The organism is Acinetobacter sp. BIGb0196 (assembly GCF_011759595.1).
GTDB classification, from domain to species: Bacteria; Pseudomonadota; Gammaproteobacteria; order Pseudomonadales; family Moraxellaceae; genus Acinetobacter; species Acinetobacter guillouiae.
Map to the genome: position 1 here is coordinate 1222529 of NZ_JAAOZA010000001.1, position 15030 is coordinate 1237558.

17 protein-coding genes are annotated in these 15030 nt (G+C 36.9%); 15 read left to right on the plus strand and 2 right to left on the minus strand.

From position 1 onward, the window contains the following. Window positions 1-457: 457 nt before the first annotated feature. Window positions 458-1498, minus strand: coding sequence for a hypothetical protein (locus FHR28_RS05575; protein WP_166782104.1), 1041 nt, complete (start codon window positions 1496-1498; stop codon window positions 458-460). A 744-nt stretch (window positions 1499-2242) separates the two neighbouring features. Between FHR28_RS05575 and FHR28_RS05580 the strand changes: the two genes are divergently transcribed. From FHR28_RS05580 to FHR28_RS05590, 3 genes are all read left to right on the plus strand, one after another. Then, window positions 2243-3253 carry an inovirus-type Gp2 protein gene (locus tag FHR28_RS05580; RefSeq protein WP_228722019.1) on the plus strand — a complete coding sequence of 337 codons (1011 nt, stop codon included), beginning with the start codon at window positions 2243-2245 and terminating at the stop codon, window positions 3251-3253. 54 nt (window positions 3254-3307) lie between these two features. Next, window positions 3308-4267, plus strand: coding sequence for a hypothetical protein (locus FHR28_RS05585; protein WP_166782105.1), 960 nt, complete (start codon window positions 3308-3310; stop codon window positions 4265-4267). Between the two features lie 149 nt (window positions 4268-4416). Beyond that, window positions 4417-4659 (plus strand): helix-turn-helix transcriptional regulator, encoded by a 243-nt coding sequence (locus FHR28_RS05590; protein ID WP_166782106.1) that lies wholly within the window; start codon window positions 4417-4419, stop codon window positions 4657-4659. A gap of 14 nt (window positions 4660-4673) precedes the next feature. Here the strand turns inward: FHR28_RS05590 and FHR28_RS05595 are convergent, their stop codons facing one another. Beyond that, window positions 4674-4892, minus strand: a complete 219-nt coding sequence (locus tag FHR28_RS05595; protein WP_166782107.1) for a hypothetical protein — start codon at window positions 4890-4892, stop codon at window positions 4674-4676. Between the two features lie 593 nt (window positions 4893-5485). Here FHR28_RS05595 and FHR28_RS05600 point away from each other — a divergent pair. The 12 genes from FHR28_RS05600 to FHR28_RS05655 all read left to right on the plus strand — a co-directional run bounded on the left by FHR28_RS05600 (window position 5486) and on the right by FHR28_RS05655 (window position 15024). After that, window positions 5486-5857 carry a hypothetical protein gene (locus tag FHR28_RS05600; RefSeq protein ID WP_166782108.1) on the plus strand — a complete coding sequence of 124 codons (372 nt, stop codon included), beginning with the start codon at window positions 5486-5488 and terminating at the stop codon, window positions 5855-5857. Continuing rightward, window positions 5847-6134: a hypothetical protein gene (locus FHR28_RS05605; protein ID WP_166782109.1), complete on the plus strand. Its 288-nt coding sequence runs from the start codon at window positions 5847-5849 to the stop codon at window positions 6132-6134. Before FHR28_RS05600 ends, FHR28_RS05605 begins: the two co-directional genes overlap by 11 nt. 215 nt (window positions 6135-6349) lie before the next feature. After that, entirely contained in the window at window positions 6350-7471 is a 1122-nt protein-coding gene (locus FHR28_RS05610; RefSeq protein WP_166782110.1) for a J domain-containing protein, read from the plus strand. Window positions 7472-7527: 56 nt separating this feature from the next. Further along, a complete protein-coding gene (locus FHR28_RS05615) occupies window positions 7528-7839 on the plus strand; it encodes a hypothetical protein (RefSeq protein WP_166782111.1) in 312 nt (103 codons plus the stop codon). Window positions 7840-7987: 148 nt separating this feature from the next. Next, on the plus strand, window positions 7988-8353 hold the full coding sequence (locus FHR28_RS05620; RefSeq protein WP_171527302.1) for a hypothetical protein: 366 nt from the start codon (window positions 7988-7990) through the stop codon (window positions 8351-8353). Window positions 8354-8590: 237 nt separating this feature from the next. Then, the gene (locus FHR28_RS05625; RefSeq protein WP_166782112.1) at window positions 8591-8824 is read left to right on the plus strand and encodes a hypothetical protein; all 234 of its coding nucleotides are present in this window, start codon (window positions 8591-8593) and stop codon (window positions 8822-8824) included. Window positions 8825-8909: 85 nt separating this feature from the next. Then, window positions 8910-9209 carry a hypothetical protein gene (locus tag FHR28_RS05630; RefSeq protein WP_166782113.1) on the plus strand — a complete coding sequence of 100 codons (300 nt, stop codon included), beginning with the start codon at window positions 8910-8912 and terminating at the stop codon, window positions 9207-9209. A gap of 54 nt (window positions 9210-9263) precedes the next feature. Beyond that, window positions 9264-10295, plus strand: coding sequence for a DUF932 domain-containing protein (locus FHR28_RS05635; protein ID WP_166782114.1), 1032 nt, complete (start codon window positions 9264-9266; stop codon window positions 10293-10295). Between the two features lie 52 nt (window positions 10296-10347). Beyond that, entirely contained in the window at window positions 10348-10554 is a 207-nt protein-coding gene (locus FHR28_RS05640) for a hypothetical protein (protein ID WP_166782115.1), read from the plus strand. A 96-nt stretch (window positions 10555-10650) separates the two neighbouring features. Beyond that, a complete protein-coding gene (locus FHR28_RS05645; protein ID WP_166782116.1) occupies window positions 10651-11709 on the plus strand; it encodes a YqaJ viral recombinase family protein in 1059 nt (352 codons plus the stop codon). A gap of 114 nt (window positions 11710-11823) precedes the next feature. Further along, entirely contained in the window at window positions 11824-12753 is a 930-nt protein-coding gene (locus FHR28_RS05650; protein ID WP_166782117.1) for a hydrolase or metal-binding protein, read from the plus strand. 501 nt (window positions 12754-13254) lie between these two features. Continuing rightward, window positions 13255-15024 carry a ShlB/FhaC/HecB family hemolysin secretion/activation protein gene (locus FHR28_RS05655; RefSeq protein ID WP_166782118.1) on the plus strand — a complete coding sequence of 590 codons (1770 nt, stop codon included), beginning with the start codon at window positions 13255-13257 and terminating at the stop codon, window positions 15022-15024. Window positions 15025-15030: the final 6 nt, after the last annotated feature.

A 15030-nucleotide genomic window follows, 5' to 3' on the forward strand; every position in this document is an offset into this window, starting at 1 on the left:
GGAATTTGTGGTTGTTTACTATTATATTGAGATGATGGTGGAGTGCTTAAGAAAGCATTCTCTTTTTTCTCAATAACTTCATTTTTTGTCTGTTAGGTTCACCACCACTCTTATCCTAATTGGATAAGAGTGTTTCATTCTGAATAAGTGCTATAGGGAGTGATTGGATGCCATTTTCACTTGCTGATTCTGTATTGTTGCTACAACATGATTCTTTAGGAGCGGACATATCGTTCTCTGATTGTTTTGAGATTTTCCATCTATATCATTTTTAAGCGCTGATTGTGCATCAACCTGATCTATAGATGGGATTAGGGTAGCTTTTTGAGCCAAACTCTGTTGGAACTTCTTAAGTTCTAGAAGATAGGTTTTCCCGTTCATTAGCTAAATTTAGCTGTTTTTGTAGAGTGGAATTTTTCAAAATTTTGATTCAATATAATTCATTTTTTTGTCGATTCTAAAATTTGAATTTGCCATTCTCATCAGTCGCTTCTAAGTCATACTTTTCATTGATCAGTCTCTCTAATAATTTATTTTCACTCATATTCATTAATTCGCTTAACTTCTTGAGCTTATCTTTGCAGTCTTTTGTCAGGGGGAGATGGTAGTTTGTTTTTATTTTTCCCGCTTCTCTGTACTTTTGTTGAGTCCACGATTTTTTCATTTTCTCAATAAAAATAGTGCGTTGTATAATTTGGCTAGGGGATATTGAGTCTAATGTGATAAGAATTTGTTCATATGGAGTGACATCACTATATTCAAAAATAGAAAAATTGTAAAAGTTGAATTTTTTCAAATAGTTAATGCACCATTCAATTTGTTTCTTTTCAGTAGGTTTTATCCATGAAATTTCATTATCTGCAGATTTGAAGTTTTTAAAATTGTTAAAAGAGTTTTGTATTAGATTTAGCTTTGATGTTAGATTTAATTCCATAAGATCAAATTTTGTGATTAGTGTTTGATAATCATATTTTGGAAAGTTAATAATAGGATTAACTGTTTTCCATATAACATAAAATGAGTTTTTGGATACCATATTAATGAAACTGTATGGCTGAGGAAGATTAATAAACTTCTTTTGATTGTTTATATAAATAATAAAATCTGTATAAATGGCTTCATTGTGAATAGTGTAAGTTGGTATACTTTTTAGATGCTGTGAATTTTGAATTAAATCTATACTAAATAGTAACCAGTATATTAGTCGGTGATCTGACTCATCAATAAAATTAAGATCGCTCTCAGGAATAATCATATTTTTTAAATATAGATGAAAAAATTGAACATATGCAGTAGGGTGATCTGATTCCTTTAAAGCTGATAATAACTCATCTTCTACTACATGTTTTGGAGGTATTGATATAGAAGGAAAATTCAAATTTGAGGGAACTGTTGAATTTTGAACTTTGCATAGCTTTATCCAAGCTAATAAAAATCCTCTATTTTTATATTCATTAAGATAGGATTCATACTCTTTGTAGAATGCAGATTTATTCATTTTTTACAACTTTTCAAAATTTAACTTATTTATTTTACTATAAAAAATTGAAAAAATTTAGAGCTAATTTAGATGTTTTTTTTATTCTATATTAAAATTTTTTTGTAGTTTTTTTGTAGATTAATAGTAGATTTTTATTTTATTTTTATTCTATAATATATTGTTAATTATTAATATTATATGGTTTTAGTGTTTAACTTAGGCTCAAATTATAGAAAAATAATTTTTCTAAAATTTCAGTGAAAGTTTTGGAGAGTTTTAATCTTGTAGAGTCCATGGATAGCAACAGATATTCTAGGTGAGCGATGTATTGACGGGGTGGCAATTGTGGGTGCTAAATTTATGTAAAGCTCAGGAAGTCATGTTTATGCTATTACATGAGATGTAATGAAGTTAAATTTTATTTTGATGTTATATGATTAAAGCTCTATTAATTGTAATCCTATAGTTTAACTATTTTAAAATTGCATTTCTGCCTTAACTCTCGTAAATGTATTTTTACTCAATATTCTCGGTTTGAGGGATATGCAAATAATAGAGGGGTCTATAGACAGGCTCATTTTGAAAACGTAAGACTGAATTGAAAGTCGGTAAATAATATTATTAATAACTTATATATTTTAATATTTATAATTTAAATAATGACTTATATACATCATAGATCATCTTAATATAGATCACCAATACATAATAAATAATTCTAATTCCTTAGTTATGCGTTAAACATAACTAAGGAATATAACCATGTTGCAATACGATCTTTCTCATCAAGCTACTGTCATGATGGCGGTGAATAACTTTACCGATTACATGCTGAATTCAGAGCTTAGTCATACAGACTTCATTACTCACCTTTGTGTATTGATTCCAGCATTCAAGGTTTTTGACCAAGAGGATGTTGACTATTGTACTTCGGTTGGCGCGTTTAGAAACATGATGCAATTAGTTGAAGCTCGCCGAGGTGATCTAGGGATTGAAGAATATCTAAAACAGTTATCACCTATAGAAATATCCAATCTTAGAAACCTGTTACGAAAGCATAGGTCACAGCACCTGGCCGAGATTCGCTTGTTTAGACAGCAAGAGAAAGATAACCAAGAGAGTTTTTTAGAATATGTGCATAGGATTCTTCAAGATCATTATAAGGTTTTGGTTGTCCGTGTTGATTTAGGGTATTTAAAAGAGCTTATGCTGAATATTACAGTGCAAGATTTCTATGGCCATATTGAGTCATTGCGTAATCTGTTGAAAGATAAGAATGGTTGCTTTAATCATCTATTGGGTTATGGGCTGGCATTAGAGCAAGGTATAACAAAAGGCTATCACGCTCATCTCATGTTGATCTACAACGGTTCTGAGCGTTGTCAGGACTGGCACTTAGCGAATAAAGTGATTCAAAAGTGGCAGGAGATAACTCAGAGGGTAGGTTATGGAGTAAGCAGTAATACGACAGAAAAGAAAAAACAATATGCTGATCGAGGCTTATTGGGGATAGGCATGATCCATCGCAATCAGCTAGTAGAAATACAGAATGCTTTGAACGTTGCTTCTTATCTGACTCAGCCTGAAAAGTACTTACAGCGAATGCTCATTAAACCTAAAGCAAAAAAACCCAAAAGAACGTTCTTTAAAGGGGTTTATCGTGAGCATGGGCGTAACTACAAGATCAATCGTTCAATATTAGAAGGAGTGGGAGTTTGGTCTGAACAGGATATAGATGACTTATTGGATGAGCCAATGGTTATTGAATTATAAAAAAATATGGAATGGACAGTTCTATGAAATAATTTACTTTATAGGACTGAGTTAATGGATATTACACACATCGAACACCAGACTGCACCACGTTTAGAGCAGGATATACACAGCTTTTTTACTCAAGTGCGATTTGGTTCACCAACCCCACCCATGACTCATGATGAGCATTTTCAACAAGTCATTCAGCAAACAGCTCAAGTTCTACTGGAATATTTTAAGGAATGGAATTCTATGGTGTACTTCTGTCGGGATTCAAATTTGAGCTTTTGGATTACACAATTTGGAAAAGCCTATTTTACCGTCTTACAGCAAATTGATTCACGCCAGTATTATTTTAAACCAACTGCCAAACATACCGAAAAATGGTTCACTGAAAGTATCCTAGCTAAACTCAGAAAACTATTTGCAACGACAGGTTTTTATGAATCTTTAAATCAAAGTAATGAGCAATATGAGAAGAGGGTTGATCGTTTACGTGAGCTTTATTCAGAAGTCAGTAAACTGAGTGTTGATGCGCCTGATTTAAAATTCTATTTGAGTTATCCAATAGGTACAGAGTTGTTGCAATCAGTCAATCAAGTGATTCAATCGTTTCAGGCATTTGAAAAGAAGCTGACATTCTTACCTTGGTTCCGTGCACAAGTCATATTCAGCTATTACCACTTAATTCGTGACAGTACTCGAAACTGTTATGTGATTAGATTCTACCTTACCTTTCAAAAAGTCTTTTATTCCAATGAGATTGATTATTCAGTTGATCTATTCAGGCTGTGGCAGGATACCACTTATGGCATGGGTATTTTATTGCAAATTCCAGATGAAGAAACACAGAAGTCAAATGGTAATCCATTTGGATTTAACCCAGATGGGCTTTTTAATTATCCTGAGCCTAATAACCCATTGAATGATCTTGGTGACTTGCCAGATACGGTGACGAGTGTAAATGAGCAGATGAATAAGATTTGTATCACAACACGTGGCTTTAAAATCTTTAATGGCAAGAAATGGTGATTTCAACCCATCAAAGCAAATTAAAATGAACTGACCTCTGTATCCAATCCAATGGGTAAAGGGGGCTTTCGAGGCATACATATTTTTTTACGGTGATGGATATGATATGTGCAGAACGCACGCCTTCATACCACATCGGAGTTCATCAGATGAATGCGTTAAATTCACAAACATTTCAGATCAACCAAATCCTAAACATCAAGCAGTTGATTAAAATCACAGGGCTGAGTCGTGCCACCATTTATTCACTGCTCGACCCTAAATCCAAATATTACGATGCCAGTTTTCCTCAGCAGATTAATCTAACCAGCAATCGAGTAGGGTGGGTTGCACATGAGGTCAATGCATGGATTGACCAAAAGATCAGTGAACGTGAAACCAGTAGCAATTGAATAAACGCTATGGATTAAGATTGTTGCCCCATCAGCTGTAATGCCAGCACATAAGCAAAATCAGGAGAAATTGATTCAGCAATAAAAAACGCTTGAGGTGGGGTAAAGTCTAAGACTTGTCTACGATAAAGGGTTTGTTTACTTGTTTGTTGATCAATGAATTGGAACTCATTCTGCGAATGTGAATATTCAAGCCCATACAGTGGACCTCCAATACACTTCAATCGCTGCATGTATAGATTCCTTTAATAACGCTAAGTACTATTATAATTCAGTATGTTGCCTAATTCATGTTGATAACGAGACCTCAGTTGAAGTTTAGATGATGTTGATTATTCAATAGTCATTCTGGCTCAGATGCATAGCGAAAACACTCAATTGACTGTTCAAGTAAAAATACAACGTTGACAGTTTAAATGTTGCCAATTATCCTTGGCGTGCTGACCTACATTGTCAGTCGGTTGTCGCAGACCGTTCCTTAAGAGCATTAAAAGAGTTTCTTTTAGTGTTTGTACCCTCGTGCCCCCTCTGCGGCGGAACGGGAGGGGGACACCTTTGGGTGTGCTGGGATCTTAAGGCCAGTCTGCGAACCCTCTTTCGTTCTGCCACCATAATTTTTTCTTTTTTGGCAGAACTCCAAGTTGATAACGGAGTCGACCATGCACACAATAAATTATTCTACAGTCTTGACTGTCCCCTATTATTTTAAGCTTAAAAACGTTTAAGGATTAATGCCTTAAGGCTTTGTTGTGCTTATTCGAACAAGCTGTTGGCTTAACGATCTGCACAATACCCACAAAAATGCTTAATAATAAAAGGGGATGGTATGAACCATATCCAATACTTATCTGTTTCAGTCAGTTTATGCTGTCTGACGCTGGGTGGTTGTGGCAATACACCACCATCATTACCTGCACCGACAGAACCGCAACTCCTGCATGCCTTTCAACGTATGAATTCCGCTGTCCATTCAATCCAATTAGAAAAATGCAGTAAAGATAAGCCCTATCGCGGTGATGTAACGATGGGTGTGATTGATGACATGTGGACATGTCGAACTCATGTTCAAATCAAACCAAAAAATCATGCCGTTATCAATGAGTATGTCGATGTTCATCTACATCTCAATGAATATCACGATGAAGGATGGTTGATCGATTGGGTTGATCCAGTGGAGGGGCAGAACCATGTTCAGTAAATTTAATCTACCTGCTCGCTCACTTATGAAAAGCCTCTTGATCACAACAAGTATCATTGCCTTGAGTGCTTGTGCTCCTCGAATGGAACGGGAATTTAAACAAGGCTGTAAAGCATCAGGTGGTACGAGTAGTTTCTGTTCTTGTATCTATGACCAGCTTGAAGATCACTATGGTAAAGAAACATTAAAAAAAGTCGGGGAGATGCAACAACTCCCTCCTGCGGATTTTGAAGATCGAATGTATCAATACACCATGAGTTGCGCCAAAAAAATGTGATCAGCCGAATTTATAAAAAACAGATTTGAGGACGATATGAAAAATTATTTGGGATTTCATTTAATCATAGCGATTGGGTATTGGATCTATTTGATTTATCAGTATCCAGGGTTTTATTCCAAAGCTTATTTACTGGGACGTGCATTGACGTGGCCTTTCCAATTATTGATGTGGTTTTTTAATTAGCAATCACAAACATAATGAGGAGCACTCAAATGCAAACTTTGACGTTTAATACTTATCTACAACAATCACCGTTGAACCTTGCCCTACAAGGGCAAGGTTCAATCTATCTTACACCGAATATTCCTGATAAAAAATTAGTAGGTGCACAACACTACCTGCCCAAACATGTACAACCCAATCAAGTGATTATTTTAATTGATGACACTGTATTTGGCAGTGCCAAAATCGGATTATGTATCACAGAACAAGGCTTATACTACAAAGCAGACTTTGAGGAACTGGTCTATTGTTCTTGGCAACACATCCATAGCATAGATACGGACATTGGGATGATCAATCGGAATATTATGATCAACCAACAACTTAAACTCAATTTTACCCAACCCGAACGACAAGCAATCCAAGCTATAGCTGATCTAATCAATGCTTTTATCAGACAAAAAGAAGAGACAAGCCAGACAAGATCGCATAGCACACAGCAAAAAACAGTTTCACCTGCAATGCAAAGCACTCTACAACTACTCACCTATATCTCTGCACAAAAAAACACAACGGTGCATCCAGATGATTGGGGATACATCGAAATGCTTTCGATCTATGGCGAAGAAGTACAACCATATATAGAAGCACTAAAAACCCGACATGTGACAAGGTCACAACAAGTGATTTTTGATGATTTAATCAGAACGGAATATGCCTATGATCGTGAGTTTAAAAGCATCACCTTTGAATATATGTTGCGCTTAATGATTTTGAATGATTATGCAATGGAAGAGATCATTGCCTATATGAATCAAATCACCTCGCTACTCAAAATAAATACTGATGATACACAGGAAATTTATGCGCGAATTGTAGATGAGATCAATCAGAGTGATTTAAATCAGCAACAACATACCCAATATGATCAACCTTCATCTTATTTTAATTCGCAGTTGAGCATAGAACAACAGCAAGCTTGTCAATTGCTTGGGATCAATGAACAGCAACTTGATGTCGGGAGTTTAAAACACGCCTACCGAAAAAAGATGGCTGAATTTCATCCTGATCAATATCAGCAATTGCCTGAATCAGTACGTCTGTTGATTGAACAACAAGCCCAACAACTTAATCATGCACGGGATATTTTAGAAAAATGCCTAAGCAGCTAAAAATCTGCTGCATAAAAAGATAAACCAGTCAGATGCTTTAATGAAAGGAAATAGAGATGTCACTCTTCACTCAATGGGTAAGATTACCCAAAGTGGTGCAATACATACTGTGGCTAAATTTGACGGCAGTTGTATTGCTTCTGATTTATCTCAATTATCGGTTTACACCACATTCCTCTGTGATATTTAAAATCATTCATTATGGCATTGTGGTGGGGATGGGAGGTGTGTTGATGAAATGGAGTGATGCATCGAAGAAGTTTTATCCGAATCAGAAGAAGCTACCTATCTATATTTGGTACGCCTTTATTGTTGTGATTCTATTGATGGGAATTTACTGGATTAAGTTTGTGCTTCCATGGCCTTAGGGGTGAATTGGATAGAAGTGTTATTGATAATTAAAAATTAAATTATTTCAAATACATATTACCTATGTGTAATCTGCTTTTCTTTTCTAAATACAAGGAAGAAAAGCATAATCATTCCATATATTCAATAATTTAGGATAACGTCATCATGCGTAATATGACAAAAAATATAGTATCGGCGGTAATACTCACAATTTCATTATTTGCTTTACAAGGATGCAGTTCAGGGCTTGATCCTGATACATTCTCAGTTGAATTGAGTGAGCGTGGGTATTCAAGGAGTTCTCCAATGATCATTATTCGCTCTAATGACGCTGAACCCATTGAGGTGACCAATATCATCGTAAATAAAGGGCAATGTAATTATTCCGGGGTTAATCAACAATTAAACTTTCCTTTACATTTCAAAATGGGGCTAATCGCTCGTTTAGGACTAAGGCAGTGCAGTTTTATTAATGTTGTACAAGTCGATATTGAAACAAATAGAGGAAATGTCAGTTATCAGTTCAATTAATGTTGAGGCTTGGAACTATGTCTAGTCTCTAAACACTGAATCAAAGATAAGCTGATCAAAAACCATGCCCCCCCAAAGGGCATGGTTTTTTTATGTCTTGTATTTAAAGGAGGTCACGATGACCGATACTTGTTGCCCCATTTGTGGCTGTAAAAAATAGAAGTACTCCCCCAATCGACCACACCTCATTTCAAAAACACGACCTCAGCATTTGCTAAGCCTTCTATACAAAATCTCATGCAGCATGTTGTGAGTTATGCAGCAATGGGGGTATCGAGTGCTCGATTAATCAAGGGGCAACGACACGCTATAGATTTAGTCGGGGCGTTGATTGGTGGGGCAGTAGGCTGTGCGATCTGCTTTCTCAATTATGTACAAGGGCAAGTTTTTGAGCCAATAGGTAGGGATATGCCCAAAATCAATCCGTATATCTATGTTTGGAATGTCAGCATCAACTTACCTGACTTATGAAGAAAAAAGAAAAGTCATTCATCCTCTTTAATGTTTTAACTCCCAAGAGGCATAAAAATCCATATCTACTTACAGGACTTTCCCGATGAGCACCGTAAATTGTCCTTATTGCCATTCTGAACAGGTGGTTCTCAGAGAGCCCCAACCGAATGGTCCGCAGTATTTTGAAAAGATTCTAGATGCATTTTCACCGCCTGCGATGGTAGCACTGGGTATCAAACTGGCAAAAGAAGCAGGTATTCCCCCTTATATCGGTGGGCTGATTGGAGTAGTGATCGGTGGAACACTGGTCATGGTCAGCCAACATTATTTTTATCGGCATTATAAATCCACTCAACATTACCACTGTCTGCAATGCGGACAAGATTTTGCTGTAGCTGCTTAAGCTTCATTCAATTTTATTTTTAAACATCTTCACTTTTTTAGAGGAATTATTTCTATGGCACATTTAGTTGAAACTATGGCATTTGTAGGACAAACCCCTTGGCATAGCTTAGGCAATCAACTCAGTCCACATCAATCCATTGAAGTTTGGGCACAACAAGCAGGTATGGATTGGCGTATAGAATCCTCCGATGTCAGCTACATGGCTAAAAATGACCGAGGCCAAAGCATCATTATGCCCTATGAAGAACAGCGAGTGCTGTATCGCTCTGATACCCATGCACCATTATCGGTGGTCAGTCAGCGTTATCAAGAAGTCCAGCCTAAACAAATTCTAGAGTTTTATCGTGACCTCACTGAGCAATCAGGCTTTGAATTAGAAACCGCGGGGGTGCTCAAAGGTGGTAAGAAATTCTGGGCATTGGCGAAAACAGGGCAAAGTACTGCACTCAAAGGTAAAGATGTCAGCAATGGCTATATTCTCTTAGCCACGGCTTGTGATGGGACTTTAGCCACCACAGCACAATTTACTTCAATTCGTGTGGTGTGTAATAACACCTTAGCCATTGCACTCAAAGGTCAAGATGCAAATCGAGGTGTGGTCAAAGTCCCTCACAGTACCAAGTTTGATGCAGACAAGATCAAACAACAGCTGGGTATTTCTGTACGGGCATGGGATGAACATATGTATCAAATGAAACAGTTGAGTCAACGTAAAGTTACTCAACAAGAGGCAGCAGCTTATTTCGATGCCGTGTTTAATAACACTAGTCTGAGTATCGCTGAACAAGATGAGCGTTTTATTCAATATTACAGGCAAGTTGCCAATAGCGCAGATGCCAATAAAACCGGACCCAATGGACGGGCAATGTCAAAAGTCATGACCATGTTTAATGGGCATGGACGAGGGGCAGAATTATCCTCAACCAAAGATACTGCTTACGGTCTGTTATGCAGTATCACGGAATTTGCTGACCATGAACGTCGAGCCATGAGTCAAGATCATCGTCTGGACTCAGCATGGTTTGGTGCAGGTGCTGGCTTAAAACAACGAGGGCTAGAACAAGCCTTAAGGATGATTGCTTAAAACAGATATCGAGATTTTATTTAAACAATATCGCCATCACGCTGAGAATTTGATGACAGATGACAGCATTGAGTACAAATTTAAGATTGGGGATTTAGTGGTTTTAACCAACCCCATTCAGGATGTGCAGGTGAGGACAGTGGATGAAATACCGCACCCTCAATATCTGGTCTTAGATGGATATCGGCATATCTACCATACTGACTTTATTCGTCTTGCAACGTTTGACGAAATTAAGCTGAGTTATCGCATCGACTAAATACCATTTAAACATACTGATTTCAATTCTCATCCCATGCCAAAAAAGCATGGGATTTTTTTATGTCTTTCATACTAGACGCTAGAGGAATACATCATGAGACAACATACCGCAAATTTATCTCAACCCAGCATAGGTCCTGTTGTAGGATCAAAAACTTATTCATTACCTTCAAGACGAAAAAAGCACCCCAAACGCCTAGCTGAAACCAAAACCATGTCACAAGCCGAATGGCTCAAAGTGCGAAAACAAGGCATTGGCAGTAGTGACTGTGCCGCAGCCTGTGGGTTGAATCCCTATATGTCGATGTTGGAACTGTGGATGATCAAGACAGGACGAATTCAACAAAACATTGAGGATGAAAGTGAAGGGCATGCACCGCTCTATTGGGGCAAACGCCTAGAACCTTTGGTTGCTGAATACTACAGTATGCATACCAATTATAAAGTACGTCGGGTCAATGCGGTACTGCAACATCCTGAACCTGATAAATACTTTATGTTAGCCAACTTGGATTACTCGGTAGTGGGTGATGCAGATGTACAAATTCTGGAATGCAAAACCGCAGGAGAATATGGCGCAAAACTATGGCGAGATGGTGTGCCTTTATACGTGCTTTGTCAGGTGCAACATCAACTGGCAGTGACAGGTAAGAAAGCAGCACATATTTGTGTACTGATCTGTGGGCATGGAACCCGAATCTTTAAAGTGACTCGTTCGGAATCAGTGATTCAACACATCATCAACGCTGAGCGACACTTTTGGGAATGTGTGGAAAAAGATACCCCACCTGATGCCGATGCATCTGAATCGGCAGCCAAAGCCTTACAACTGCTTTATCCAGAACATGTGCCACTGAGTACCACGGATTTATCTGAAGATACGCAAGCCAATCAACAATTTGAGCAATTGATTCAAGCACGAAACCAAATCGAAAAGCATCAGGAGCAATTTGATCTACTCAAACATCAACTTCAAGGCAAGATGCAACAAGCTGAACGAGCCACCTTTAAAATCGGTTCAGTGACGTGGAAGAAGTCTAAAAAATCAATCAGCTTAGACAGTAAGGCTTTACTCAAATCACATCCTGAGTATCTCAGTCAATTTCCACAAACTAAACAAGGCTCACGGCGTTTCAATATTTATACCGATTAGCCTAAGCAAAATATCCAACCACTTAACATTAAAACAGACCTACTAAAAATCCCATGCCTGAGCGCATGGGATTTTTTTATGCCAATTTAATTTTATAGAAAAGAGGAAACTACCATGATTAAAGGTTTAGCGATTACACCACCCATACTCGGTAGAATCAGTATTGGAAAAGTCGTAGAAAAGAATGGAAAGCGACTGCCTGAACGGGATGACCAATTTACCATTACCAGCCAAATCCAAGGCAAAGATGGATGGGTGAAACATCCTTTAGATGATCAACTACGAGCCAAAGTTCCCAATCAAAAACTCCGTTCAATCCCAGTACGGATGATCTTTAATGATCCTGAACTTAACCTTCGAGCGGAATACACTTTATTTGATCGCCAAACAGGCCGACCTGTATGTATTGGAAACGGTGAGACTTGTCAAAGACAAACCAACAAAGGCATTGAACAACATCCATGCCCATCACCTGATTTATGTGCATTGGCACAAGGAGGGAACTGTAAACCCTTTGGTCGATTACATGTCAATCTAGATGAGTCGGATGAACTGGGTACATTTATTTTTAGAACGACTGGAATTAACAGCATACGAACTTTAGCTGCGCGCTTGTCTTACTATCATGCAGCATCCAATGGCTTACTTTCATGTCTACCATTGCAATTGACCTTGAGGGGAAAGAGCACCACACAAAGCTATCGAACGCCAGTGTATTACGTGGATCTCACTTTACGTGATGGAACCAATTTACAACAAGCCATTCAAATGGCAAAAGAGATTGATCAGCAAAGTAAAGCTTCAGGGTTTAACCAAACAGCCTTAGATCAAATGGCACGTCAGGGTTATGGCAATGCACGATTTGAAGTAAATTCTGAGGAGGGTCTGAATTTAATCGAGGAGTTTTATACCGATGAAAATTGTGATGCTGAACAACAGTCTAAAGACTCAAAAGTTAAGATAAAGTCTAAATTGAATCAAAATATTGGTCTTGTTCAAGATATTCAGCAGGGGCTCCAGCAATCTGTAAGGTCTGTAAACTAAATTAAAGGATAATTTAAAGATTTTCCTGTACTTTATTATTCTTCTTTTATTAAACTTAAAATAACTGTTGTAATTGTGATAAATTTTGCTTAATATTTAATTATTGTTAAATATATCAAGTTTTATGTGCTCATGGTTTCCCCAAAACATGAGCATCTTTTTAATCCCTTTTATATACCTATGTTCTCCAATTCATAGGTATTTTTTTAAAGATCAGCGTCCTAATTTTTTTTAATATAAAATGCACAAAACAAGTTCGCTTTGTATTTTAATTGCACCAAAAAGATTCATTTATTTAATTAGCTTAAATAGTATAAATGAAGTGACTAAGGTAAATAGAATTAAAAGCAGTATTTATTAAAATAAAATATTTATATTTTAAATAGTTATCTTTTATTTTTTAACAGTTGCAAAAAAATAATTATGAACATATTGTGAATTATTGGTAAATAATTGTATATTCGTGTAGTTCATCTAACAATAAATTTATTCTTGGTCATTATGAAACCGCTTAAAATTAAAAAGTTATTTTTTTTACCATTGGTTTACGCTTACCCAATTTTTTTATACGCTGCAGATATTTCTTCAACTTCTGGTATTGTGGATTTAACACCAGAAATCATTCGTCAAGATCAGCGTTTAAATGAACTCGAAAAAAAGTTAAACAATGAAAATATATTAGTAGCCCCACAACAAAAAATTGAAAAACTCGGTCGTGATCATGTTGTTGTTACTGAAACACCATGTTTTGAAATAAAACAACTCCAATTCATCATCAATGATCCCCTACAAAGCAAGAATCAAAATATTTTCAATGGCTTGTTCTATGACTTAAATCCGCCAAAGTTTGTTGTCGGGCAATGTATTGGCACTCAAAGCCTACAAAATCTGGTGAAATATGCTCAAAACGAGCTGATCAAACAAGGGTTGATTACCACGCAAATTGTGGTCAATCCACAAGATTTGACTCAAGGAAATTTGCTTTTAAATATACATGTAGGGCGTATTCACCAAATTATCTCTAAGGATAAATCTGTAAATAAAATTGAGATATTCACAGCTTTACCGATAAAAAATAATGAAATCTTAAATCTTAAAAATATTGATCAGGGCCTAGAAAATCTAAAACGCACTTCAAATCGAGAAGTGGATATCAAGATAGAACCGGCTGTAGCTCAAGATGGTACTGAATTGGTTGGCTATAGCGATCTTATTGTGACATCTAGACCTTATAAAAAATTAGGATTGAGTTTAGGTGTTGATAACTCGGGATCAAAAAATACAGGACAATATATAGGGAGTCTAGGGATTAGTTTAAACAATCCTTTGCTGTTGAATGATGCGCTCAATATTAATTTAAGTCATTCATTGGATGATTGGAAAGAAGACTTTAACCAAAGCTTTTATATCAACTATTCAATTCCATTTCGAAACTATGAGTTATCCGCAACCCATAATGAATATAAGTATGAACAAAAGGTCGCAGGCTTTAATGCACCGATTTTATATAGTGGAAAAACCAAGCAAAGTCATTTGACACTTTCACGCATGATCAGCCGTGGTGCCCACCATAAAACCAGTTTTTATACCAAGGGTTATCATAAAGAAAATCAAAATTTTATTGAGAATCTAGAGATCGGTGTACAGCGTAGAGAAACTGCGGGGTGGAATGCGGGTATTCAACATCGACAATATATTGGTCATGCATTACTTGATTTGAATCTTGATTATCGACGTGGCACAGGGGCATTGGGTGCTCAGTCTGCGCCTGAAGAAAGAATTGTAGATATCAATGGCCGACCTTTGGCTGTTGAAGGATATGCCCGCGCTCCTTTGTGGAGTGCTGATGTTCGTTATTCCCAACCTTTTAGAATTTTAAATCATCCTGTCCAATACCGCTTAAATTGGCGTGGACAATTTGCACCCAAAATTTTAGTTCCTCAAGATCGTTTTTATATTGGTGGGCGCTACAGTGTTCGAGGCTTTGATGGCGAGCTCATGCTGTCAGGCGATAACGGTCATTATTTACAACAAGAGTTGAGTTGGAACGCTCCTATCCCCGCGACTCAGTTTTATGCAGCTATCGATCAAGGGTGGGTCAATGGACGGAATAGTTATTCTGGACAACGTCATCTAATTGGAAGTGTATTGGGTACACGCAGTTATTTTAAAGGTATCTATCTAGATACCTTTGTAGGGCATGGCATTGTGGCACCTAAGGTCATTAAAAAAGAATGGGTTACTGGCTTTAGTTTAAATTTTTCATATTAATCAAAA

What these genes read in the sequence shown, in the direction of transcription:
- FHR28_RS05575 (WP_166782104.1), bottom strand. Translation starts at nt 1,498, where the DNA reads ATGAATAAATCTGCATTCTACAAAGAGTATGAATCCTATCTTAATGAA.
- FHR28_RS05580 (WP_228722019.1), top strand. Translation starts at nt 2,243, where the DNA reads ATGTTGCAATACGATCTTTCTCATCAAGCTACTGTCATGATGGCGGTG.
- FHR28_RS05585 (WP_166782105.1), top strand. Translation starts at nt 3,308, where the DNA reads ATGGATATTACACACATCGAACACCAGACTGCACCACGTTTAGAGCAG.
- FHR28_RS05590 (WP_166782106.1), top strand. Translation starts at nt 4,417, where the DNA reads ATGAATGCGTTAAATTCACAAACATTTCAGATCAACCAAATCCTAAAC.
- FHR28_RS05595 (WP_166782107.1), bottom strand. Translation starts at nt 4,892, where the DNA reads ATGCAGCGATTGAAGTGTATTGGAGGTCCACTGTATGGGCTTGAATAT.
- FHR28_RS05600 (WP_166782108.1), top strand. Translation starts at nt 5,486, where the DNA reads ATGAACCATATCCAATACTTATCTGTTTCAGTCAGTTTATGCTGTCTG.
- FHR28_RS05605 (WP_166782109.1), top strand. Translation starts at nt 5,847, where the DNA reads ATGTTCAGTAAATTTAATCTACCTGCTCGCTCACTTATGAAAAGCCTC.
- FHR28_RS05610 (WP_166782110.1), top strand. Translation starts at nt 6,350, where the DNA reads ATGCAAACTTTGACGTTTAATACTTATCTACAACAATCACCGTTGAAC.
- FHR28_RS05615 (WP_166782111.1), top strand. Translation starts at nt 7,528, where the DNA reads ATGTCACTCTTCACTCAATGGGTAAGATTACCCAAAGTGGTGCAATAC.
- FHR28_RS05620 (WP_171527302.1), top strand. Translation starts at nt 7,988, where the DNA reads ATGCGTAATATGACAAAAAATATAGTATCGGCGGTAATACTCACAATT.
- FHR28_RS05625 (WP_166782112.1), top strand. Translation starts at nt 8,591, where the DNA reads ATGCAGCATGTTGTGAGTTATGCAGCAATGGGGGTATCGAGTGCTCGA.
- FHR28_RS05630 (WP_166782113.1), top strand. Translation starts at nt 8,910, where the DNA reads ATGAGCACCGTAAATTGTCCTTATTGCCATTCTGAACAGGTGGTTCTC.
- FHR28_RS05635 (WP_166782114.1), top strand. Translation starts at nt 9,264, where the DNA reads ATGGCACATTTAGTTGAAACTATGGCATTTGTAGGACAAACCCCTTGG.
- FHR28_RS05640 (WP_166782115.1), top strand. Translation starts at nt 10,348, where the DNA reads ATGACAGATGACAGCATTGAGTACAAATTTAAGATTGGGGATTTAGTG.
- FHR28_RS05645 (WP_166782116.1), top strand. Translation starts at nt 10,651, where the DNA reads ATGAGACAACATACCGCAAATTTATCTCAACCCAGCATAGGTCCTGTT.
- FHR28_RS05650 (WP_166782117.1), top strand. Translation starts at nt 11,824, where the DNA reads ATGATTAAAGGTTTAGCGATTACACCACCCATACTCGGTAGAATCAGT.
- FHR28_RS05655 (WP_166782118.1), top strand. Translation starts at nt 13,255, where the DNA reads ATGAAACCGCTTAAAATTAAAAAGTTATTTTTTTTACCATTGGTTTAC.